The organism is uncultured Butyricimonas sp. (assembly GCF_959596855.1).
Classification (GTDB): Bacteria; Bacteroidota; Bacteroidia; order Bacteroidales; family Marinifilaceae; genus Butyricimonas; species Butyricimonas muris.
On sequence record NZ_CAUFYA010000007.1, the window covers coordinates 115,483 to 140,827 of the forward strand.

Below are 25,345 nucleotides of genomic sequence, written 5' to 3' on the forward strand. Positions count from 1 at the left end.
ACCTTACTGTTTTAACTCCCGGTACTCGATAACCTCCTTCAAATCATCGGCGTACCCGTCGTGCGTTTTATCCTGTAACAAGCGTAAATCGCCCTGTGTAACATCCATGATCGCGTAACGACCGATATTGCATATCTGCATCTCGTCAAGCACGTCAATCAGGTTCTTATAGTTAGCGAAATCCGTCGCCTTAATCAATATTACAGGCGAATCTTTCTCTTTCCGAATCTCGGCGGACTCTTTCAAGTACTCCTCGTTCGTGATTTCCAGATTCTCCTTTTTCTGTTTCAACTCCCGGATCTTTTGCATCACGATCTGGTTACGTCCCAGCAAAATCGCTCTCAACCCGTTCGGGGAAAAGTCTGTTTCCTGCACCATATCGGGATTCTCGTAATCCGGTTCTCCCATATAATAGTACACCTTTCCCTCCTTTCCCAACAAAATGGTCATCGCCTTCGAAGCCTTCACCTTGTTCTGCTCCTGCTCGTTCAACAAATCCTTCCGGGGCATACTGATTTCCATTGTCTGGGGCTTACTCATGGAAGTACAGAGCATAAAGAAAGTTATCAACAGCATATTCATATCCACCATGGGAGTAAAATCCACGCGGATACTAAACTTCTTCTGTTTACCTTTCTTGCGTTCTCCGCCTCCGTTATCTTGTATCTCTGCCATAATCTTATCGTTTCAAATTAACACGTCCAACCCGGTCATACATTAGGCATATTTCGCAAAGAGGTTATCAGGTTGTACCTGTTCTCCCGCAAATCCTGCAACGTCGCCATAATATCCTTTATCAGCGGATAAGGTGTACTTTGGTCTGCCTTGATTGCGATCACCAAATCCTTGTTCACCTCGCGGGCAAACTGCATCCACGATTTAAACTGGTTATTCGTGCTATCGCAAGGAATACCGTAATTCATCAACACTTTATCCTGATCTTCGGGCGATAACGCGAGAAATTGCTTCATTCCTTGAATCGGAACCCCGAAAGAGTTACACAAACTAAACTTCTTCAACTCATCATTAGTAAACTCGATCTGGTAACTTTCGCCCATTTTCTTCAAAACTTCCATTCTGTCTTGCGGCTTATCCAACCCCATAAACACCTTTCCCGAGGGTTCCACCAGTATAGAAACGATATTGGCATCGGGAATCTTGATCTCCGAAACCGACTGCGGCGGATTCACCTTCACCGGTTCCTTTTGGATAAACGTCGAGGTCAGCATGAAGAACGTTAGCAACAGCACCGTCACGTCACTCATGGCGGTCATGTCGATAAACGTCGATTTCTTCTTTATCTTCTGACTCATAACTCGTGTGTTTAAAGGTTCAAACTATCTGTTCTTCACCGTGAATGTTTGCACGATATAAGCACCGATTTCATCAATACTATGCGTGATACCGTCTATCTTACTTGTAAAGAAATTGTAAGCGATAACAGCGCAAGCCCCCGTGGCAATACCGAACGCGGTATTTACCAACGCTTCCGAAATACCTGTCGACAAAGCGATAGAATCCGTACCCCCGGCAGAGGACAAGGCGGCAAACGACTTGATCATACCGATAACCGTACCGAGCAGCCCCATCAAAGTTCCCAGCGTGGTAATCGTGGCGATAACCCCCAGATTCTGCTCCATGGTAGGCAACTCCAGCATGGTAGCCTCTTCCAAGTCTTTCCGCACCGCGAGTTGCTTCTCTTCTTTCGTCAAAGTATCACAACCGTCGACCTGCGTGTAAGTAGAAAGCGATGACTTTATAACATTCGCCACCGTTCCTTTCTGTTCATCACACGCTTTACGGGCTCCTTCGATATCCCCGCTTTCCAGTTGACCTTTCACTTTGGTCACGAATTGCTGAAGATTCTTTTTCCCTTTCGCCTTGCGTAAAGCGATCATACGTTCAACGCTCAACGTCAAGACCGTGAATAATAAAGTCTGTATAATCGGCACGATTACCCCTCCCTTATATATCGTACCCAAGAGATTTCCGGGTAACGGGTGATTGTTCGGGTCATTGTTTATAAAATTAGCCGGATTTCCATAAACGAAATGATAAATAATCATTGCAAGAATAAAACACAGAATGATTATCGGGAAAGCAGAAATACCTAAATTTCTCTTTGCCCCCTTTGTAGATGTTGCAGTCTTTTTCATGTCTAATGTATTTTAATATTTATAACGCGCAATATAAAGCAAGGAATACCAACCCGAAAACGATAAGCATAACCACGATCGGGTATAACGTTTGGAATAATGCAGACTTTGTAATCTTATCACTCATTTTTGTACTTGTAGTTTCCATAAGTCAATCTCTTTAAAATAATTGAAAATAATAGGGTGTAAAGGACCTGTCCGTATCCTTACATGAATACCGATTTCACACTAAACATCTGTACAACAGAGCATAGCATCCTCTTTCATCATTTTATACAGGCATACGAAACACCTGTACCACAATGACATGGCACGGACATACTTGACTTACGTGTGGCTAAATGACGATTTTACACAAGTCGAACAGGTAGAATCCCTGTATATAACGAATACCCAACAATTCGGAAAAACTTTCAATGGAACGTTCTACCCGAATACCATACTCTGACTTGTGATACGCTAATTGGATTTTGCGATAAATAGAGAACGAGATTTGTTGCTCCCGACTACTTCCGTTCGCGATCTGCTGACTGGAAAAAACCAACGTGCGTTCGAAAGCACCATGCCGGTCCGCGGAAGAAGTGGCAACCTTGGAATCGTCCCGCGACTGCTCCGTACCCGGAACTGTCGGTACGGGCTTCTCCCCTTTGGAATCAGTTTCTCCAAAGGCGCTTACCCCGATTGCCAAAAGCAAAAGTAACAGTGAAAAATATTGAAATACTGTCTTCTTCATTTCTCTCGTTTAATATATCCAAAGATAGATACTTATTTCATCTTCGCAAATTATTTAGCTTAATATTAAGGTTAAATTACTTAAAATTTAGTCTTACACCTTTTTATACGGCAAGGGTGGTTACATTTGTTTCACTTTTCTCAACTATTTTTCTCCCGATTTTCCCTTCCATAAGCGATGCCCATCCCTCGTGTAGACCCGCACTCTATTCTAGAGTTAAACAAATAGATAAGTTGCAGTTATTCGATCCTCGTCCGAATAACTACCGAATAACTACCGAACAACTCCCGAATAACTCCACCGTTTCCCCGCCGACCGCCCCCGGTTTTCGGGCGTGTTATTCTCCCGTGACGTTATGAACTTTACAAACTAAATCGTACCTTTGCCCCCGTTTACAAAAAGGCATGAAAATCAGTTCATCATATTACAAAGACAACGTCCGTATCGCCTTCCCCATCATGCTCTCGCTGGCGGGACAAGCGGTGGTGCAAATGGCGGACAACATCATGGTCGGGCGTCTCGGCGCTCCCGAACTGGCGGCAGTATCCCTTGCCGGTATCATCATCATGAACACGATGGTCGTCGGGATGGGTATCGCCACGGGACTCACTCCCCTCGTCGGACAGGCACACGCCCAGAACGACAGCGAACGGGTGGCGGGATTCTTCCAGAACTCTCTTCTGGTGAACACCGCGGTATCACTCTTGCTCACCGCCTTTCTCTTCGCTCTTATGCCTTTTTTATCCATGATGGGACAACCCGAGGAAGTGATCGCGCTAAGTAAAGGCTATTACATGCTGACCTCCCTGTCGGTCATTCCCTTCATCCTCTTCATGACATTCAAACAATACATGGAAGGCATCGGTAACACGAAAGTGGCCATGGTCATCACGATATCATGCAACGTCATGAATATCATTCTCAACTACATGTTTATATACGGTAAACTCGGTGCCCCGAATCTGGGGGTAGCGGGAGCCGGACTGGCAACCTTGATATCAAGAACCATGATGCCCGCGGTATTTCTCTTTTATATACGCCGCTCCACCATACACGCCACCGTCTTTCAGTTCTTCCGCCGGACAAATGTCAGCGGGCGCAAAATAAAACAACTCCTGCAAGTGGGTTATCCCATCGCCGGACAAATGGTCGTCGAATTTCTCTCCCTCAGCCTCATCACGGTCATGATGGGTTGGCTGGGCACGGTGCCTCTTGCCGCCAACCAGATAGCGTTATCCATGATTAACCTCACCTTCATGATATCCAGCGGGATTGCCGGGGCTTCCACGATACTTATCAGCCACGAATTCGGGCGTCATAATTTCGCCAAGATGCGCCGTCACGCTCACGCGGCTTTTCGTCTTTCCGTGGTCTTTATGACGGGAGCGGCCATTATCTACGCTCTTTTCGGGGCCCAAATCGCTTCCGTCTTCACGCCCGACCGGGAAGTGATTGAAGTGGCACGCCGCCTTTTCTACGTCGTCGCGGTTTTCGAAATATTCGACGGGCTACAGGTCACCGCTCTCGGCGCGTTAAGAGGTATCACCGACGTGAAACGCCCCATGATATACGCTTTCATCTCCTATGTCTTTGTTGCCGTCCCGCTCGCCTACGTCACGGGTATTTTACTCAACTTCGGGGCTCCCGGACTACTCTCCGGATTCTGCGGTGGTCTTATGTTCGCGGCGGCTCTCTTTATCCGCCGTTTCAACAAAAGCTGCCGACAAATGATGTCACGTTAAGATTTTTTCAAGCTTTCAAGGCAAAATTATTGCTTTAATCACGAATAAAATGTAACTTGCATCGTATAAAATGCATAAATTATACTAAGACATATAACCATATATCATGAAAATAGAAACTTATAAAACACCGGAAGAAGCGTTGCGTGCAACCAGCGAAGCGCTTGTCACGGTGATAAAAAAAAGTAAGTCAAAGCCTTTCCACTTGGCTCTGTCCGGGGGTAGCACGGCACAAGCGCTGTTCAAGTTATGGGTAAAAGAATACAAAGAAATTATCCCGTGGAACAACATTCGTTTCTACTGGGTGGATGAACGTTGCGTGGCGCCGGACGAGGACGAAAGCAACTACAAGCATGCCGATCAGTTGCTATTTATCCCGCTGGAGATACCCGCAAACCATATTCACCGTATCTGGGGAGAACAAGAACCCAAGGTTGAAGCAGAACGCTACTCGGAAATGGTAAAATGGGAACTTCCGGGTTATTCCACCGCACCCCGTTTCGATTGTGTTATCCTCGGTGTAGGCACGGACGGACACGTGGCTTCAATATTCCCCAATGACATGAACTTGCTCACGGATCGTCGCGTATATGCCGTATCCCAACACCCTATCACGGGACAACAACGCATCACCATGACCGGAACCGTTATCTTGAAAAGTTCCGCTATACTGGTTCCCGTTATCGGTAAAGAAAAACAGGAAATCATGGAACAAATCATCCGCAAGGCAAAAGAATACCCCGCGTCATATATTCTCGCCCATTCACCCGCGGTAATGGTTTTCACGGATAGAGAAGTAAGTATATAGGAAGAGAATAGGGGGTAATAAGGGAACAAAGACGTTTCACCTTCGATACAAAGACGTTTCAAAGACGTTCACGAGCGTCTTTGAAACGTTTTTGATTTGATATTATACCCGCATTGAATTCTTTCTTGAATAGTTCCTCAACAGAATATCAACGGGAACAGGGGGGAACACCACTATTTCCACAAAAAATAAACGGTAACTTCCGCTACCGTTTATTAATATATCTTGTCCCAATGACAAATTAGTATCTTCTCTCGAAGCTACGTCCGCCGCCACCGTTTCCGCTGCGACGATCACGTCCGCCACCACCGCCACGGTTAAAACCACCGCGATTTCCGGCAGGTCTGTCCGTTCTCGGTTTAGCCACGTTCACGCTGATTACCTTGCCGTCATATTCAGCTTGGTTCAACTCGTCGATAGCTTTTTGTCCTTGTACATCGTCAGACATTTCCACGAAACCAAAACCTCTTGAACGTCCGGTCTCTCTGTCCATGATTACTTTTGCTGAAGAAACTTCACCGTATTCCTCGAATAATTCTTTTAAGTCACTGTCACTCACTTCGTAACTTAGATTTGAAATGTAAATGTTCATTAATACAAACTTTAAAATAATTAATAAATGCTTTTGAGGTTGAATAATTGCCTAAGGAAAGTCTGCTTAACGATACATTTAAAATACGATGAAAGGCAAACACTCTGTAATCAAATCAAAACTCAAATATCACTGCAAATTTACAATAATTATTCAAACAAACAATACTACAAGAAAAAAAAGTCTATAAAGTCAATCAAGTACAAATATTTTCGGATAAAACACCGTAATTCAATCCTTTATCGACTTTACAGACCTATTTTAGCCCAACCTGATAAAGAAGATAAAACGATTTATTTTTTGCATTTTCTCTTTAAACCGTCGCCTTTCTCTCTCTCTAATTCGGTCTTGTCAAATTGTCGTTGTGGCATCTGGTTTTCTCCTACCCAACTCTTGTCCTGCTTGGAAGGGATATTCTTCTCCGCGTGCCGATTCACTTTCTTCCCTTCATTCTCCCGATCATTTTTCTCTTTCTCCTTCATAATACCTCCGTTTTAAGTTGATAAATCTCACGAGTTACCCCATGGATAACCTACTTATAAACGAAAAAAAGAGAAAACATGTTTCATCTCACGGCAACGTTCACCCGAACATTACTCCCGTTGGATATCATGTAGTCATCCCAACGTTCTTTTTGCTTGGGAGTCAATGTCAATTCCAAAGATTGCCCGGTCACACCGTCCGAGGTCTGATTACCGCAGAAAAGCCGGAACCCCTTCCCCTCAGGCATAACAGTCGCATCCAAACGAGTAATAAAATTGCCATAACAATACAAAGTCCTCAACGAAGTGCACCCGGACAAGTCCAACCCCGAGAGGTGATCGTTATGGCAATATAGTTCTTTCAACGCCGCACATCCCTTCACGTACAACGTCACGAGGGAAGTATTATCGTGGCACCTTAGGCAAACCAAAGACTTACATCCCGACACATTCAGCTCCACGAGCGGAGTATTGTAACAATACAACTTCTCCAATGACGTACACCCGTTCACGTTCAAGGAAACAAGCGAGGCGTTATGATTACAGTACAATTCTTTTAGCGAGCTACATCCCGATACATCCAGCGAAGCAAGAGGAGTGTAATAACAAGTCAACTTTTCCAGTGAAGTGAAATACTTGATGCCTTCCAGCGACACGATATTCTTTCTACCGACACTAAGCCACGTGACTTTCGCGGCCTCTGCCGGAATAATGTACCCTTTTTCATCGGCACATCCCAGTTCAATACAAAATTTCCGGAATACCGTGTCCGGAATCAAAAAACTTTCCTCACCCGTGTACAACACCGCGGCATCCGTAGAAATAACATCCGCTGTACTTTCGTTCGCATTCACGCGTAATATCATCAACAATACCAGAATCCCTGTTATTAATGTACACTTCCTTATCATTATTTTATCGTTTTCATTTTCAATATCTTAACAACACTCACTGGACATTGAGAAATAAATGCAACCAGCTCCCGAACCGACCGTGAGCGAATAAATAAACCATCGTTTATTACGATTGTCAACAAACATGTGTTGTGAGAATGGATAATTTTATAACTTATTATTTACTAGGAGTAAAAAATAACCAATTAACATTGTCGATTATCGGAATTATTAATATTTTTGCGAATAAATAAACGATCGTTTATTTATAGTCAGATTTTCCAAGAATTACAAAATTTCATTCCTAACCGATAATATTTTATTATCTGATAATCAAGCATCAACAGACAATCAAAATTTCTCGACCGATACACGAGAAGTAGGAGGAGCCCAAACATTCAAAAAAGTAATATTCGAAAAAAGAAATTAAAAAAAGGCTCCCCCTATTAGTTTTTCCAACAACATCTCCTGTCGCAAATTGTGAATATCCCCGGCGTAATAATCCACCAACCCCGTACCGTATAATTTCCGGGCACCCGTTAGTGCTTCTTTCCCGTAATATCCGGCAAACGAGAGTAAGTTTACTTGAATCTTACACCCTAGTAACTTCAAGTATTCACAATGCTTTACTATGTTACCCGCGTAAAAAGAATAACGCTCCGGATGTGCCATCACAGGCATGTACCCACTACCCCGCAGTCTGAAAATAATCTCCTCCGCATGTACCGATGGAGCCACGAAACTATGCTCGACCAGCACCTCCCCCGCGGCAGAAGCAATAATCTCGTTTTGTTCCAATAACCCCAACATAAACTCACCCATACGATATTCAGCTCCCATATCCACGGCTATATCTATTCCCTCTTGTACAAGACGCGACTTCAATAACACGAACATACTCCCTATATCCCCGCGGCTATTCATCAACGCGGGAAACGCCACGTGCGGAGTACAAGTCAAACAACACAAACCCGCCGCCACCATTCGACGAATAATCAAAATTGCTTCATCCATGGTACGTACACCGTCATCCAAGGCAGGCAAAACGTGCGAGTGTACATCCCGCTTGTAGTCAAAAACAAATTTCCGGTGACGCTTGAAGAACAACATACCTATTCGTTTACATTTTCTTTGTTATACCCGTAACCATACCCGTAGCCATACCCGTAACCGTATCCTCCCGCGTCCGCGCGTAAATCATTCAGCACTATTCCCATATCGGGCAGACGTCCTTCACCGTTTATCGCGGCGACCAACCTTAACGCCTCCTTTTTTAACATATTCGCCCGCACCACGTACACGCAGGCATCCGCCCACTTGCCCAAGGCAAACCCTTCGGCAAGCATCCCTACCGGGGGAGTATCCAGTATGATACAATCATACCGCTGCCTCATATTTTCCAACAATTCACCCATCCGTTCCCCGGCAAGCAATTGAACCGGATTAGGCGGTACCGCGCCACCGAACAAAACATCCAGATGTTCTTCCACCGGACAAATCAAGCTTGCCAAGTCGCCCTCTATCCCTGCCAAGTAAGCGGATAAACCTTTCGTGTTATTCTCTCCCAGAAACTTATGCAAACTGGGATTACGCAAATCACACCCCATCAACAACACCTTTTTACCCGTCTTCGCGTAAGCGTTTGACAAATGTGCCGCGATCAAAGACTTTCCTTCACCGGGAATGGTCGAAGTAACCATAACCACCGGACAAACCTTTTGCCGCAACATATAATTCAGCTTTTCCCGAATCAGATGCATGGATTCCGATTGCACGAAATCTTCCCGGGCGATTAATTTCTCCCCGGTCACCTCCGGGAATGAACCCAACAAAGGAACCTTGACATTTCTCTCGATATCTTCAATACTCCTCACCTTATTATCCAACATATCCCTCACCAACACGATTCCCGCGGGAAGCCCAATCCCCAACATCAAACCGACCAGCAACAACATAGCCTTACGGGGAGATACCGGTCCTTCTCCCGCGTCGGGGTCTTCAATAATCTTCGCCGTCGGAACATACACCAGTTTAGCGATCTCCGCCTCCTCCCGTTTTTGCATCAAGAAAAGAAAAAGATTCTCTTTCAACTCTTGCTGCCGGGCTATCGCCCGATACTGTTTTTCCTGCGCGGGCACGGAAGTCAATCGCTTGTCAACGGAAAGGTTCTCCCGCTCTAACGTGTTTATCTTTATTTCCAAACCGTTCTCCACGTTACCCACCGCCTCGCGAATACTCTCCTTCATCTCTCGTAATTGCATATCCAATCCCGTCACGATAGGATTATCTTTCCGGGCACTAAGCAAAAGTTTATTTCTTCGCAACACCATTTCGTTGTAACGGGATATGCCGCTATTCATCCCCTCGTCCGAGATACCCAGATTCTCGGGGAGCAAACCGAACTCGTTCCCTTCCCTTTTTTCCAATAACTCCCGGATGCTACGCGCTACATCGAACTCGGTCTGCAACTTCAACAATTCCGTCCCCGTCAATTTCTTACGCTCCATCACGAACTCGGCATCAGAAGCAAGATTGGTCAACTTATTCGTTCGCTTGAAACGCTCGGCATCATCCTCTATCGTGCCCAATTCCCGGTTAATCACTTCAAGTCGGGCATTGATAAACTCCACCGTCTTGGCGGAAACAACCTGTTTGTCCGCCACCCCGTTTTCGTTGTAACGATCTATCAGTGCCCGGATCAGCTCCTTTCCCCGTTGCGGCACGACATCTTTAACCGACAAAAGAAGCGCATTCGTGTTCTTGTCCAAAGGTGACACCTCCAGTTTCTTGTAAAAATTCTTCGTTGCCGAATCGTAGGAATACAAATCCACCCGCACCCGTTCCACCTTCTCCGCGGAGTACACCTCACTCCTCTCCACGGATATAGCGTAATCACCAACCGGAATCCGTTCCGAAAAACGCCCCTCGTGCACAACTTTCCCGTCCGGGGCTGTCACCGAAATCGTCGTATCACTCGTCAATGTCACGAAAAAACAAGTGTCTTTTATCAACTCGGGACGATCGACCAACACGTTTACAGGAGAATCTTTATACAATTCTGTCCCCCTCAAGACACTTTCACGACTGTAACAAATATTCAACTCCAAATCACCTACCGTCTCCCGCATTAAATTCTTGGACTGCAACTCAATCAATTCATTCTCCACGTACTTATCCCCTTGGAAAAATCCCATTTCCTTCATCATCATGCTAGTGCCTAACTCCCCTTTCTTCGTGTCGCTGATCATCACTTTACTCGTCACGTTATACACGGGTTCCTGCATCATGCAATAAATCAATACCGCCCCCACGCACAAAGGCACAGACACGAGAAACCACCGCCACCGCGCGATAATCTTGTAAAACAACATCCTTAAATCAATCGTTTCTTCCTGTTCAGGCACATAGACCTCACTACCATTCACGTTCATACACTCTCGTTTCATTAAAACTAAAAAATACAACCAACCCGGAGAAAACCTTTCACCTATCTAAGTATCAACGCGAGTACCGTCACTAATGTCGACACACTGGACAAAACGTAAGGCAAAAAAGTTCCCGCGTTACCTCCCGCGATACGCCCCCTGCTAGGCTCCACGTAAACCACATCATTCTGCTGCAAATAAAAAAACGGGGAATAAACAAGATTCGCCGAAGTCAAATCCAAACGGGCAAAAGTCTTCTCTTTCCCGTTCTCGCGCATAATCAGCACGTTTTTTCTCTTGGCATTAATCTGTAAATCCCCCGCCATGCCCAGCGCATCGAATATAGATACTCGCTCACTGGTCACTCTGTAACTGCCCGGACTCCGGACTTCGCCCAAAACAGTCACCTTGAAATTCTGGAAATGTATCGTCACTATCGGATTTTTCAAGTACATCGCTAATTTCGTCTTCAGCATTTCCGACAACTCGACACGGGAAATACCGTCCACACGCAATTTCCCCAGCACGGGAAAATCAATATACCCCTCTTTATCCACGAGATAACCGGGAGCAACCTGTTGGTTGGTCGATGTCACGTCCCGCCCCAAGCCAATCATAGGAGTATTGAAAGGCAATGCCGCCTCCGTGTCATCACAAGAAACCACGATTGACAATAAATCATCAACGTGAATGACAGTCTTGTACTCGAAGTCCGATTCAAGTCGCTCATTTTCCTTCACATCCTGCAAATAGACAATCTCCTTGCTGGAACTGCATGAAAAACAAACGACCATACTCGCTACCACTACAAACCACTTATTCACAAACATATAACTCCTTCTTTTATGTAACATTCCACTATCATTAAACCAACGTTTTTTGAATGTTAAACAAATGAGGATTTGTGCGGCAAATAAAACAAGAGTTATTATTTACAATTCAATGATTACTAGAACACTAATAGTTAAGTAAGGATATATAACGAATAGTGATTTTAGACAGTTAATAATCGTTCAATTATTGAGCTACAAATATATATTTTTTTAAATACACTACGAACTATATTCCATATTTTATATATTCATTTTCATCAACCAAAAGTGTACATCTTTTAACAAAACAAGCTATGACGGTACATTTACAAACGAACATCACAACAAAAAACGCTCTTTATTTCAAGAAATTCAACACACATATTTGAAAATATTCACAAAAATAATACCGTTCCCACTCAACTCTAATATCCGATTTGAATGGAAACGGCACACGTAACTATATTTTCTCTCAAACTACATCACAAGTATCAAATCCCGGCCTCTTGAAAGTACGGGCATTAGGGAAAAAAGCCTCTATATCATTTTCTAACTGTTCCAACAATACAATCATACGGGATGCCTCCCTCTCAAAGTCAGATATGTTATCCCGTATCACCGTCCATGCTGTACAAGATATCTCAACGGCTAATAACGTCACTTTCGCCGAACCGTTGTAATCCTCCTCTTCCTGCGTGGCGTTTATTTTATCCGCGTAAAGGAAGTACCCGCAAAGGGCCCGTTTCATCTTGGAACGAATCAAATCCATGTACCAGTTCACCTCCAATAAAGCATCCTCCACCTCACGCGTCCGCGGAAACTCACCCTCTTTCTTTTTTTCCGTTTCAAAATACTGGTAAATCTCCTCTTGACACTTATCTGCCAAAGAATGATAGATTTGCTCACATTTCATCATATCCTCACTCTCCACCTGCCTTGCCACTTCCTCATCCTGATCCTCCAAATCCTCGTAATCTTCTCCCCAGAATCCACGGTCTACCTTCTCCGCCGAATAAATATCCTCTATTCCCACTCCTCGCTCGTCCGCCAATTCCCGTAACACGTCAAATGTCGAATCAAAAATATTCTTTAGACGGGCTAACGCGGATTCGTCGTCGTCAGGCATCTCCTCCCCTAAATTTACCCTCGTCTTTTCCTTCAACTTCTTTCCCATCGTGTAACTCATGCATCGAAGCTGAAATTTACATCGTTCACACCATCTGTCGCAATAATTGTAGATACCCGGCACAAAGCCGTTATCTACAATCTTTTTTTCTTTTTTCTTTGGCACGGTCTTGTTATCTTATCCGATTAATTTTTTATATCGTATACGCTTCGGGGTCACGTCCCCCAACCGCTTCTTCTTACTTTCCTCGTATTCAGAGTAACTTCCCTCGAAATAAACTACCTTCGAATCGCCCTCGAACGCCAGAATATGCGTGGCAATGCGATCCAAGAACCAACGATCATGCGAAACGACCACGGCACACCCCGCGAAGTTTTCCAGACCTTCCTCCAATGCCCTCAACGTGTTCACGTCAATATCATTCGTTGGCTCATCAAGCAACAACACGTTGGCATCCTCTTTCAACGCCAACGCCAAATGCAAGCGATTCCGTTCACCACCGGACAAAACCCCGCACTTCTTTTCCTGATCTGTCCCGGAGAAATTAAACTTGGACACATAAGCCCGGGCATTTACCTCCCGTCCACCAAGATTAATCATATCGCTTCCCCCGGAAATCACCTGATAAACGCTTTTATCGGGATCAATAGCCTTATGCTGCTGGTCCACGTAAGCGATTTTCACCGTCGGTCCCACCTCAAAATCCCCTTTATCCGGAGTCTCTACACCCATTATCAGGCGGAACAAAGTAGTCTTTCCCGCACCGTTAGGCCCGATCACCCCGACAATACCGGCAGGCGGCAACTGGAATTCCAGATCATCAAACAACACTTTATCACCGTAAGCCTTAGCCACGTGTGCCGCCTCGATCACCTTGTTGCCCAAGCGGGGACCGTTCGGTATAAATATTTCAAGTTTATCTTCTTTCTCTTTCACATCCTCGTCCATCATCCGGTCGTAAGCCTTCAAACGGGCTTTACTCTTTGCCTGACGGGCTTTCGGCGCCATACGCACCCATTCCAACTCCCTTTCCAGAGTCTTTCTCCGTTTGCTTGCCTGCTTCTCCTCCTGCTCCAAACGTTTCGTTTTCTGTTCCAACCAAGAGGAATAGTTACCTTCCCATGGAATTCCCTCTCCCCGGTCTAACTCCAAAATCCAACCCGCCACGTTATCCAAGAAATAACGATCGTGCGTGACACAAATCACAGTACCGGCATACTGGTGTAGATGCTGCTCCAACCATTCTACCGACTCCGCGTCCAAGTGGTTCGTCGGCTCGTCGAGCAACAAAATATCGGGTTCCTGCAACAACAAACGGCACAATGCCACCCGTCGTCTTTCTCCACCCGACAGGTTTTTCACCAAGGCATCCGGCTCCGGACAACGCAAAGCGTCCATAGCCCGCTCCAACTTCTGGTCGATCTCCCAACCGCCGTGGTGTTCAATCAACTCGGTCAGTTCCCCTTGACGAGCCATCAACTTATCCATCTCGTCGTCACTCATCGGCTCGGCAAACTTCATGTTGACGTCCTCGTATTCCTTCAACAAATCCATCACTTGCTGCACCCCCTCCTGCACGACCTCCTTCACGGTCTTCGTATCATCAAGCTGAGGTTCTTGGGGTAAATAACCAATAGAATGTTCCTTCGACCAAATTACCTTACCCTCGTAATTCGGGTCTAACCCGGCGATAATCTTCAACAAAGTTGACTTACCCGAACCGTTCAAACCGATTACGCCAATCTTCGCCCCGTAAAAAAAGGATAAATAAATATCCTTTATAATCTTTCTTTGTGGCGGTATAGTCTTACTCACGCCCATCATGGAAAAAATAATCTTCTCGTCTGCCATATCAATAAACTACGCTATATTATGTTTCACATCTAACACACAACTAATTATCTTTAAAATGGATACAAAGGTATATTATATATTCAAATTAAAAAAATATACTTAACACCTTATACGAGACCAAAATAAAAATTGTTGCATTATTATCCGGAAATTTCCAAAAACAACACTTGAAAAAGTAAAAAAACGCCTCATCAAATAGCTGTCTAACACACACGAAACAACTAATTTTCAACAAGATACACCACGTTTATTATTTATTTCAAAAAAAAGCATCAACATCCCCTATCATAATTTATAATATATATAATTAACAATAATTTAGACAAAACAAACTACAACACTTCAATATCTAGCTATACAGCCACACCTTGCTTTTTCTCCACATTCACAATGACAAAATAAATACAATACTAATTTACTTTTATTCATTTTAAAACGACAAAAAAAAGAAGAGATGATTCCCAAAAGAACCATCTCTATCACTCTCATACACACAGATTAATCAAACAGATAATTCAATTTCAAGACCAATAAACGATAATGCTCACGGATTTTATCATTTCCCGTATTCGATCTCGCTTTAGCCATCTGGTAAACCTTGCGCAAATACTTCATCACCACGGGACGCTTTGCAGTTTTGTCTATTCTAGGCGACATCACAATCTCCGCTAAAATCTGTTCACCTTCAAATTCAAGGTTTTGTTCACGTCCATGCATATGACAACTGCAAGTAGACTCATGTGCCAACGCTTGCAACCCATTCCCCTTACCACTAGCGAACTCACCCTTCTCCACGAAATTAACCAAACCTTCTACAAAGGAATTTTGGTAAGCCATATCTAACATTCTTAACCTTCCCGCCTTCTTCGTGAACATCTCGTCAAAAATCATTGCCATATACTCATCCAGCGTGAACACGTTCTCTCCCTCCACTTCACTAATCAACAACCGTCCTACCGTTTCTCTCTCCAACAAACTACTGAACATCTGTGTTGCTGCTCGATAATGCAATGCCGTCGGTCCAATAATCGAAGTAACCTTCTCGTTCACCAACCAATTTTCCACGTCATTCAAATTACTCAACACAAACTTCAACGCGGCCTTCTGCTTTTCCCGCGGCACGAACTCGTACAATTTCACGGGATCTCCTAAATACTTTGGATTCAAATACATTCCCCCCACGCTCACCAACGCATGATTCATAAACCGCATAAACTGTTCCACGATCTCCTTGTACATCGGTTCCACCGCCGCATATCCCTCGTCGTCCACAGCCAACCAATCAGTGAAATTAGCCATCACGTATTTCAAATTCTTCAAACCATAGGTATTCGCCTTCACCACGTCATCTCCCAAATCTTCAGCTAACGAACGCGGATCAAACCGAAAGCGAAATACCTGTTTCCCGTAAAAACACATTTTATCTCCCACTTTCTCTCTTACCCATCCCCGCAATGTTTCTTTCTCGTCCTCCGGGCTCTTCACGTCCGGCAACACCTGGTAACCGTACTTGATGGCAAACATATCGTACACGCCCACCAGCGGCGGCGTCAATTTCACCCCTTTCTCCACGTCACCCGGTTGCGCCACGTAATTGAACCGGGCGTAATCCATAATCGACGGGGTAGTCCCGTACTTCCGCGTAAACTCCGGATCCCGTAATTTCTCCACGGGATAAGCAGCAGACGCCCCGAAATTATGCATCAATCCCAACGTATGCCCAATCTCGTGAGCCGCCACGTAACGCATCGCCTCCCCCATCTTCTCCTCCGTCATCACCGGGCGGCGCACCTCCGCGTCTACCGCTCCCGTCTGTATCAACATCCACTTGTTCAGCAAACTGGTCACTCCCGACCATGAAATCACGTCGGCACACAATATCTCGCCCGAACGCGGGTCAATCCAAGACGGTCCCATCGAATTCTCCTTCGCCGAAGTCACGAAACGGTAACAGTTATAATGAATATCATCTGGGTCAAAATTCGGGTCATCCGTGGGATAATCCTTCACGACAATAGCATTCTTAAACCCAATCGCCTCGAAAGCGATATTCCAGTCGGCAATACCCAACTTCACGTATTTTCTCCACTTCTCCGGGATTGCTGGGTCCACGTACCACACGATCGGCTTCACCGGTTCCACCAGTTCCCCTGCCAAATACCTCGGCGTATCCTTCGGTTGCAAATTCCAGCGGTGAATAATACTGTAATACTGTAACTGGTCGTAATTCTCGTCAAACACCTTTCGAGATTCCCAGAAATACCCCACCCTCTCATCAGCAAATCTAGGTGTCATCGGCTTTTCCGGCAGGATAATGATATTCCGCGCCTCTATCGTCGTCAACGGTCCCTCCGCATCTGTCGTGTAAGTCATCATGCTCTTCACGATAACATTATCCTCGAAAGCCTTGAACTCCTCGATTCTCGAACGGTCAGCCTGGAAATTTCCCCCGAACGGCACAATCATCCGCACCTCTGCGGGCAGGTCGGGGAAAGGCGAGAACTCCTCTATCGACGACAGGAAGAGCGGCGTGGCGTCGATCACGCAAGTAGTCGAGTCCCCCGGCTGCGCCTCTATCTTGAACGCCTTCCATATCGGCGGGTTGCTATGCCGCTTGTACGCCCCGTACATCTCCGAATCCTCCCTGCACTCGTAATCCAAGTGCGGGAAGTGCATGTACACCTTGTTCTCGTCGCACGAAAAAGTAATCAATAACGGCTCTCGGTTTATCGTCCCCGGGTCTATCTGCCATGTCCGGCTTGTCGACGATACGCGGGAACTAATCAAAAACTCTCGGCTCATCAACGCCTTCGGAATCTCCAGATAAATCTTATCCTTCTTCTTGATCACGTTAAACATACCCCGCTTCACCACCGCATCTTTCATAAACTTTTCGTATGCATCTTCCGCCTTTACGGCTTTCGTCGTGTCCGTCACTTCCACCGTCTGTCCTTTCTTTTTCTTCCTCTTCCCGAAGAAATCCGAGGCAAAAGCATCCGAACCCAGGACACCTACACACAATAACAATACAATACTTAATCTTTTCATCATACTTTATAAATTACTATTTAATTACATCCCAAAGTTTAGGTGGAATATAAAATCCCACCTAACCCCTAATAATTATTTTTTAGCCTTATACCCAACATTACGATAATCAATACCCAAATAATCTTTCAACGATTGGTCCAAAACGTCATGGGCTTTTTTCAACTTGGGCGACAAGCTAATAGCCCGCTCCACCGTTTCCGTATCTGTTAAAAACAAAAAACGAATAAATTGTTCCTTGTAACCATCTTTAGTTGCAGCAAACTGATAGCCCACTTTTACATCCCCCCATTTTCCTGTCTCCTCATTATATTGGTATTTTGTCCAAATCTTTCCACTTGGATACCCCAATTCCCAAAAATTCTCATCAGTCCATTCCTCTGCTGTCGTCACCGTAGCATGTTGCAAAAACTCTGATTCAGTAGAATAAAGATAAAAGTCCTCTGGAACTTCCCAACCCATTTTTTCACCACAACCCGTTATAAAGGTATAATTCAAATCAACAGAGAAAACTTCCTTCTCCTCCTCGGTTATATTCATCGTATACTCACTAATAGAAAAAGAGAGATGATCTTCCGTAGCATACACTTTCTGGGGTTGCCACTCCGTACCTACTTCCAACCCTCCCGTGTACACGACAGAATCCGCTAAAATTATCTTTAATGGGAAAAATTTTTTCTTAAACTCATCTGAATAACCATTCAAAAATAGTTCTTCAACAAATTGGATACCTTTCAATAAATGACTCTCCGTCTGTTCCGGCTGCAATAACCACAAAGCATATTTATTTTGGAAATTAAATACATAATCAGAAATATCCGGATCTGTTATAAACAACTTACCTGTCGTGTAATAATAATCTGATACGTATTTCCATACAGGATCGGTAGAAGTAGTATCATACACTCGTTTATAATGCTGTTCTTCCACACGAATATCATCTTCATGAAAACATCCAAACGATATTCCTCCCAAAAATATCGATAATAATATAATTAGTTTTCTCATAACATCTTCTTGTTAATTATTTTACAATCGCTTCTACTCGTTTTAAACGCTCTATTTTGTCGTTCAACCGTTGCACATCCAAAGGAAGAGGCAATACATAATTAGGACTCTCTGCCTCCAAAACATAGGTAACTGATTTGCTCGAATCATTAATATCATGATACTCATGTTCCACGGATAATCCCCAACGTCGAATATCAAACCAACGTATATCTTCGAAACAGAATTCTTTACGTTTTTCTTTTCTGAAAATTTTCATAGCCTCTTCAGCATCAGATGCCTCTAGTTTCGGATCAGTTTCGTTAAGTACTCTCTCTCGATATACAGAAGTCAAATCATTCATAGCAAGCTCCCACTTTCCAACACAGATATAAGCCTCTGCCCGATTATAATAAGCTTCTTCTAAACGATAGTTCATCCCGTAACATTTAGACTCTGGAGAATGATACTTATAAATGGTCTTAGCACTATAATCCCACAAGGTATATGACATCCCTCGCAAATCATTAGGATATTCCTTCACTAGTTCTTTCAATTCCAAAGACACGCAAAATCTTCCTACGCTCGAACTAGAACCAAAAGTTGGCACGGCATCCCTAGTCCACCAAGTAAACAACAAACTTCCCGCATCCCGCGATACCATAGGATAATCATACCACCAAGAATCATTATTACCTTTCATCCAAGCCAGCGGTACTATAATTCTCGTTGTTTCGCTCAATAAATCATTACAAACAGTTATCACATCCTCATACCGACTTTGTTCCAAATAAATTCTAGATAGGAATAATCTAACAACATCCTTATTAGGACGGAATGCAGTATTCTTCTTCTCTCCTTTTTCTAAATTCATCAACGCATTTTTCAAATCGGTTTCCATGATCTCGTAATTCCGAGCCAAAGTTTCCCGCGTATATTGGTTATCCTTGATGCTTACTTCGATATTAACAGGAACTCCCATCGCAGTCTTTGCCTGTTCCTCACTCCGCCAAGGCTCCCCGTACATATTCACCAAATACCAGTATGACATGGCACGTATCGCCTGTACTTCTCCCAATAAACGATACTTCACCCCCTCCAAATCATCTTCCATTGCGCCCACTTCATTCTCTATAACATTACACATTAATATTTTGTGATACAAAAATTCCCACGCTGGATCAATTTTTTCCACACCATCAGGAGTTATCTGGGAATTCTCTGCCCAACAATACCAATTCAAATACTCTCGACGTTGATCTTCTTTATTTCCCTCCACCAAGCTACCAATATCATCACTCATAATCAAAAGATTCAAACAGGAAGCTCCCGACTCCTTATGAATTAACTCTCCATAAATCAATTCACTATACTCGTCAAATTTAGAAGGGATTACTTTATCCTTATCCTTGTAATCCAAAAAATCGTTACATGCACACAATACCACAAATAACGGTAATATAATATACTTATCTATTTTCATAATTCAGTCCATTTAGAAAGTTATGTTCAGCATCAAAGAATAAGTCTGTTGCGGAGGTAACGTTCCAGATCCCAATGTTACTTGTTCCGGATCACGTCCTTTCAGATCTTTAGATTTGAGCACAAAAGGATTCGAAACACCTAATGAGAACGAAGCACCTTTCACATACAATTTTTTGGCAATTTCATCCGATAATGCATAAGTCAATGAAATATTATTACAGCGTAAAAAATTACCGGAAACAACGCGTAAATCACTATCATTATACATTTGCCAATAATTTCGAGCAACCTCCTCGTTACCATTCATTATCATACCTTTATTATCAGGATTCATACTTGAAATAGAGATAGATTGATCGGACAACACAGGTATATTGGTTTTATTTTCATCACCTTTTTTTTGCCAGCGATTTACAAACTCGGAACTCATATTCTGTGCCGGATAAGGCAAACTAGCCCCCTCATCCACGTACAAATCATTCAAACGAATTTTATTTCCCAAAGACAATGCGAATCTTGTATTCAGAGATAACCGTCTATATCTAAATGACATGGATAAACCTCCAGAAATATTGGGTTCGCGTTTCCCGCTATACTTCAAAGCTGATGCCAAAGCCTGTGCTCTAGTAGTAATCACCACATTCCCCTGTTCGTCGTAATCTTTCAATCCTTTGAATTTAGGTAATCCATTTTCATCTAAACCGTCAAATTGATAAGAGTAAAAAGAATTTAATGCATAACCATTCTTCACAACTGTTCCATTCAAATAATCCGAGTATGTCACTGTGCGGTCAGCAGCATTCGATACCTCATTATACACTTTACCCGTGTTAAACGTCATTTGCCATTCAAAATCTTCCGTTCGAACGGGTGTAAATGACAAAGCAAGATCCCAACCTTTATTAGTCAAATCTCCCCCATTAATTGTCACGATTTTGCCTCCATTGGTTGATTCGACCTCAACACTCATCAACTGGTCTTTACTTTTTTTCTTGTAGTAATCGAAACTACCGACCAATTTACCTTTAAACAAATCAAAATCCACTCCAAAATTAAATGAATTCGTCTTTTCCCATTCCAAATCCAAATTAGGTAATTGCAACAATGAGGCAGCATACTCCTCTGAATTCGGATACAATTTTCCTAAAGCAATAATCATATTCGGATTATGGGCGTCTGTTACATTTGCTTGAATACCGTAAGAAACACGAAAATCTATATTCGAAAATACATTTTCAACAAAATTCATCCAAGGTTCATTAGTCAAATTCCAACGTCCAGAAAGTGACCATACCGGAAGGAAACGGGCTTCTTCTCCCAATTTATTAGAGCCATCTCCTCTTACATTAGCACTAAACACATATTTTCCTTGAAAACTATATGAAGCAGTCGCATAATAAGACAAGAAATTTGCCGTATTATCTGAAATTATCGGCTTCATCTGCAACATAGACTCAGCAGCTTCCGGCCAATCTTCTAAGTTTTCTAACACTGTGAATTGTTTTCCTCGCTCCGGCAAATACCCCCACTCCTCTTTACTGTATCCTTTATATTTATTCGAGGTTACCTCAATACCAGCTGCCAATGAAACACTATGTACTTCATTGAACATTTTACTAGCATTCAAAGACATTCGCATTGTAAACGAATCGCTTGCATCACTACTACTGCTCAATATACCACCGTAAGGTATCTGACAAACATCATTTCTTAAAGACTTTAAAGAAGTTTCTGACAATATACTCCGATCAAAACCATAAGGTAATCCCCTATAAGTAGACACTTTATAAGTCTGTTCATCATAGTAAGAATCAGCCTCACTTGTACTCGTATTATACGAAAACACTCCATTAAGGTTTAACCAAGAGGCGACCTTGTAATCTATATTAAGCTGTGTATTTATACTACGCGTTTTTCGCGTTGCCCCAGAATGTCTTAATTCATTAAATATATTGTACTGTAAAACAGCCTCATCGTAAAATTGAAATGTTGAATTTATATCCACTCCATAAAAATAATAAGAACCATCCTCATTATAAGCCGGTATCGCTCGAGAAGTATTATAAGCATATTTATATAGATCCTCTGTTGGACGATCCGTCGTATTCATACTTGCCGCTAACTGTGTAGACACAGATAATCTATCTGACAATTTAAAATTAAGGTTTGTCATAAAATTAAATCGCTCACCCTGCTCTTGTAATTGTGCACCTTGCTGGTTAGAATACCCTACAGAAAAATAGTAAGTAGCTTTTTCAGTTCCACCGGAAACAGACAAAGTATGAGAGTGACTAAATGAATTGCGGAACAATAAATCGTACCAATCCGTATTTACCTCTTTCAATTTTTTTACCTCTCCATAGAATTGTTCTATACTTATTTTCCCGTCCCACAAACGACGTAATGCACCTTCATACCCCACGTCATCCGGGGCAAATCCTGTAAATGCCAACCCTCTGTTATGAATTTCTTCCGATACCTCGATACGCTCTTTAGAATTCATCAAATCCATTCCTTTATAACTAGGTCTTTCAATGAAACTCATCGACGTACTGTAACGCACTGACGGCCTCCCTACTTTTCCCCGCTTGGTTGTGATCACAATCACTCCGTTTGCTGCTTTAGAACCGTACAAAGCAGTGGCAGAGGCATCTTTCAACACATCAATACGGTCGATATCTTCCGGGTTCAAACCGGAAATAGCATTACCAATCAAGTTTACCCTATCCATACTATTCAATTCTGTTGCATCAAGTGGCACAGGATCTGTCAAAACTACACCATCCAACACCCATACCGGCTCCCGATTACCAATAATCGTAGACGAACCGCGAATACGAATTTTAGGCGCCGCTCCCACCGTGGATGTCATCTGCATCACAGACATTCCCGGAACCTTTCCTTGCAACATCTGATCTAAAGAATTACCCACCGGCTCGATGATATCCTCCGCCTTCAACGTTGAAATAGAAGAGGTCGATTCCCGTTTGTTAATAATTTGATAACCGGTAATCACCACCTCATCCATTTCATTCACCACCTCTTTCATCACCACTGTTATCAACTTATCCGACTCCACCAGCACAGGTTTCGCCTCCATCCCGATAAAAGAGAAGAGCAACACGCTATTCTCCGGCACGCGAATCTCGAACTCTCCATTCCCGTTAGTAGCCGTCCCCACCGTAGTACCCTTGATAATCACGGAAACACCGGGAAGTGGTTGTCCTTTCTCGTCCTTCACTACACCTTTCGCCGTGATAGACTTATCTTTCTGCACCTCCTTGATCGTGATTAGATTCCCTTCCACCTTGTAAGACAGCTCCGTATCCTTGAAAGCCTCGTCAAGCACTTGTGAAACGGTGGCTTTTTTCAAGTTCATCGTCACCTTCTTCTTGCAGGCATCAATCACTGCCGTGGAATACACCAAACGATAATCATGCTTCTTGATAATTTCCAAGATTTCTTTCACGGTTGCATCTTTCACGTTAATGTCTATCGCTTTTCCCGTTTGCTGTGCAAAAAGCGGAAAGCTAAAACACAAGACTAAAAGACATAACAAACCTTGGAGGGGAATTTTTTTGACATGACTTCCCCAGAAATCAGACATTTTTTTCATACATTTGTAAATTAGAATTTAACATTAATGCCTCTTCGGGCATTAGGACAAAGCGGGTGTTGGTAGCACTCGCTTTTCCTTTATTTATACACAATCACTGTTTTCTCGTTTATTTTAAATTTCACGTTACCGACTTCTTCTATCACGTCCAAAATCTTATCGACTTGGGCGTATTTGTCAATGCTCACGAAATATTTCTCCCGCTTGGCGTCCGGATTCTCGTAAAACACGTTGAAACCGTACCAATTCGCCAACTTATCCAATATCTGCTCCAACTCCACGTCCCGGAAATAAAACATATTGTCTTTCCACGAGATAATGGCATCCATATCCGTAACATCCACCACGTTTATCACGTCTCCGGCTACCGCTTGCTGGAAAGGTTTCAATATAACGCTCGTCCCGTCACGGCTCACTTCCACCCGTCCTTCGACCAGCGTTGTTTCAATCATCCGACCGGATGAAGCCTTCACGTTAAAATGTGTACCCAACACCCGGATATCACCGTTTCCCGTGTGCACGATAAAAGGATGCCGGTCGTCCTTCTCCACCTCCAAGTAAATCTCGCCCCTCTCCAGATAAATATCACGGGTTGCCCCGGCGAAGGTTACCGGGAACCTTAACCGTGTTTCCTCGTTAAACCACACTCTTGTACCGTCAGCCAAAGAAACATGGTATTCACCGCCTTTAGGTACTTCCACTGTATTGTAAACGAGCGTTTCCACTTCTTCCACTACTTGATTCTTCTCGTATGCCAATTCGTTTCCCCGGTTCACGGCATGAAGCGTGATTTGTTCCTCCTTGACCTCACGACCCAGATTCACCACTTTCCCGTCATCCAGAATCAACCGGGGTTGCTTGCGCTCCGGTGCCGGTAAAGTTTTTTCAACTTGTGCCACAACTACCGCGGGAGATTGTTTCTCTTTATCTAACAGGAAATACACGGCTATCGCCAACGGCAATATCAAAATCGCCGCGTAACGTGCCACTACCATGAACCGACGGGGACGTTTCCTTGCGTTCACGATTCGCTCGTGCAATTCCCGGCTTGTTGCTCTCGCTTTCATCTGCCGATAGTCCTCGTCGCTGATATTCAATCTTGCCCGTATCTCCTCCAACCGCCGAGCATCTTCCCCCGACAGGCAATCAAAAATATCTTTTGTTATTAATTTCTTCAGTTCTTCCATTATCTATTTCGTCTTTCTAAACATGATACACATCAGAAAGAAAAATGTATGAACAGAAACGTCACTTTTAACACACATTAACTAATAATGCAAGAAAACGAAAAGATTAAGCGGGAAGCGTTCCCCTTGGCATATAACAGGTAAACACGAGCAAATCAGTATCATAGCAGACATGGCTACTTGCTCCCGGCTTTCCGCGGGGATACTAGATTTTCTAAAAAGTACGCATTTTTATTGACTTACCGCATGAGTAAACCAGAAACGGGAACCTTTTCCCGGTTCCGATTCCACCCCGATGCGACCGCCCAATTGCTCGACAATACTCTTGCAAATAGAAAGTCCCAATCCCGTGCCGTGAACAAAGGTGTTCAACTTCACGAAACGATCGAATATGTTTTT

Annotated in this window: 21 protein-coding genes; 2 read left to right on the plus strand and 19 right to left on the minus strand. The window is 43.6% G+C overall.

What is annotated here, in order from left to right; genetic code table 11:
- Positions 1-3 precede the first annotated feature (3 nt).
- The 5 genes from Q5866_RS05095 to Q5866_RS05115 form a co-directional block, all read right to left on the minus strand.
- A complete protein-coding gene (locus tag Q5866_RS05095; RefSeq protein ID WP_099292995.1) occupies positions 4-675 on the minus strand; it encodes a biopolymer transporter ExbD in 672 nt (223 codons plus the stop codon).
- A gap of 35 nt (positions 676-710) precedes the next feature.
- A complete protein-coding gene (locus tag Q5866_RS05100; protein ID WP_099292997.1) occupies positions 711-1,313 on the minus strand; it encodes a biopolymer transporter ExbD in 603 nt (200 codons plus the stop codon).
- A 24-nt stretch (positions 1,314-1,337) separates the two neighbouring features.
- Positions 1,338-2,156: a MotA/TolQ/ExbB proton channel family protein gene (locus Q5866_RS05105; RefSeq protein ID WP_099292999.1), complete on the minus strand. Its 819-nt coding sequence runs from the start codon at positions 2,154-2,156 to the stop codon at positions 1,338-1,340.
- 19 nt (positions 2,157-2,175) lie between these two features.
- Entirely contained in the window at positions 2,176-2,304 is a 129-nt protein-coding gene (locus Q5866_RS05110; protein ID WP_255302058.1) for a hypothetical protein, read from the minus strand.
- Between the two features lie 189 nt (positions 2,305-2,493).
- Positions 2,494-2,889 carry a hypothetical protein gene (locus tag Q5866_RS05115; protein ID WP_099293001.1) on the minus strand — a complete coding sequence of 132 codons (396 nt, stop codon included), beginning with the start codon at positions 2,887-2,889 and terminating at the stop codon, positions 2,494-2,496.
- A gap of 404 nt (positions 2,890-3,293) precedes the next feature.
- On the opposite strand from Q5866_RS05115, the gene Q5866_RS05120 reads away from it, so the two are divergent.
- Both Q5866_RS05120 and pgl read left to right on the plus strand, forming a co-directional pair.
- Positions 3,294-4,631, plus strand: a complete 1,338-nt coding sequence (locus Q5866_RS05120) for an MATE family efflux transporter (RefSeq protein ID WP_303179265.1) — start codon at positions 3,294-3,296, stop codon at positions 4,629-4,631.
- 106 nt (positions 4,632-4,737) lie between these two features.
- Positions 4,738-5,439 (plus strand): 6-phosphogluconolactonase, encoded by a 702-nt coding sequence (gene pgl, locus Q5866_RS05125; protein ID WP_227215591.1) that lies wholly within the window; start codon positions 4,738-4,740, stop codon positions 5,437-5,439.
- A gap of 241 nt (positions 5,440-5,680) precedes the next feature.
- Here the strand turns inward: pgl and Q5866_RS05130 are convergent, their stop codons facing one another.
- From Q5866_RS05130 to Q5866_RS05195, 14 genes are all read right to left on the minus strand, one after another.
- Positions 5,681-6,031 carry an RNA-binding protein gene (locus Q5866_RS05130; RefSeq protein WP_099293007.1) on the minus strand — a complete coding sequence of 117 codons (351 nt, stop codon included), beginning with the start codon at positions 6,029-6,031 and terminating at the stop codon, positions 5,681-5,683.
- A gap of 293 nt (positions 6,032-6,324) precedes the next feature.
- Entirely contained in the window at positions 6,325-6,513 is a 189-nt protein-coding gene (locus Q5866_RS05135) for a hypothetical protein (RefSeq protein WP_099293009.1), read from the minus strand.
- 83 nt (positions 6,514-6,596) lie between these two features.
- The gene (locus Q5866_RS05140; RefSeq protein ID WP_186975762.1) at positions 6,597-7,424 is read right to left on the minus strand and encodes a leucine-rich repeat domain-containing protein; all 828 of its coding nucleotides are present in this window, start codon (positions 7,422-7,424) and stop codon (positions 6,597-6,599) included.
- A gap of 408 nt (positions 7,425-7,832) precedes the next feature.
- Entirely contained in the window at positions 7,833-8,516 is a 684-nt protein-coding gene (locus Q5866_RS05145) for a tyrosine-protein phosphatase (RefSeq protein WP_227215590.1), read from the minus strand.
- A gap of 2 nt (positions 8,517-8,518) precedes the next feature.
- Positions 8,519-10,837 carry a tyrosine-protein kinase gene (locus tag Q5866_RS05150; RefSeq protein ID WP_303179271.1) on the minus strand — a complete coding sequence of 773 codons (2,319 nt, stop codon included), beginning with the start codon at positions 10,835-10,837 and terminating at the stop codon, positions 8,519-8,521.
- Between the two features lie 56 nt (positions 10,838-10,893).
- Positions 10,894-11,661 carry a polysaccharide biosynthesis/export family protein gene (locus Q5866_RS05155; protein WP_099293017.1) on the minus strand — a complete coding sequence of 256 codons (768 nt, stop codon included), beginning with the start codon at positions 11,659-11,661 and terminating at the stop codon, positions 10,894-10,896.
- 454 nt (positions 11,662-12,115) lie between these two features.
- Entirely contained in the window at positions 12,116-12,934 is an 819-nt protein-coding gene (locus tag Q5866_RS05160) for a hypothetical protein (protein WP_141560976.1), read from the minus strand.
- A gap of 12 nt (positions 12,935-12,946) precedes the next feature.
- A complete protein-coding gene (gene ettA, locus Q5866_RS05165; protein ID WP_099293021.1) occupies positions 12,947-14,620 on the minus strand; it encodes an energy-dependent translational throttle protein EttA in 1,674 nt (557 codons plus the stop codon).
- A gap of 501 nt (positions 14,621-15,121) precedes the next feature.
- On the minus strand, positions 15,122-17,674 hold the full coding sequence (locus Q5866_RS05170) for a zinc-dependent metalloprotease (RefSeq protein WP_303179275.1): 2,553 nt from the start codon (positions 17,672-17,674) through the stop codon (positions 15,122-15,124).
- 72 nt (positions 17,675-17,746) lie between these two features.
- A complete protein-coding gene (locus Q5866_RS05175) occupies positions 17,747-18,679 on the minus strand; it encodes a hypothetical protein (RefSeq protein ID WP_303179277.1) in 933 nt (310 codons plus the stop codon).
- A 16-nt stretch (positions 18,680-18,695) separates the two neighbouring features.
- Complete coding sequence (locus Q5866_RS05180) at positions 18,696-20,141, minus strand: RagB/SusD family nutrient uptake outer membrane protein (protein ID WP_303179279.1); 1,446 nt, start codon at positions 20,139-20,141, stop codon at positions 18,696-18,698.
- Between the two features lie 12 nt (positions 20,142-20,153).
- A complete protein-coding gene (locus Q5866_RS05185) occupies positions 20,154-23,759 on the minus strand; it encodes a SusC/RagA family TonB-linked outer membrane protein (RefSeq protein WP_303179281.1) in 3,606 nt (1,201 codons plus the stop codon).
- Between the two features lie 80 nt (positions 23,760-23,839).
- Entirely contained in the window at positions 23,840-24,946 is a 1,107-nt protein-coding gene (locus Q5866_RS05190) for a FecR family protein (RefSeq protein WP_303179282.1), read from the minus strand.
- 231 nt (positions 24,947-25,177) lie between these two features.
- A partial coding sequence (locus Q5866_RS05195; RefSeq protein WP_303179288.1) for an ATP-binding protein occupies positions 25,178-25,345 on the minus strand: 168 nt, incomplete at its 5' end.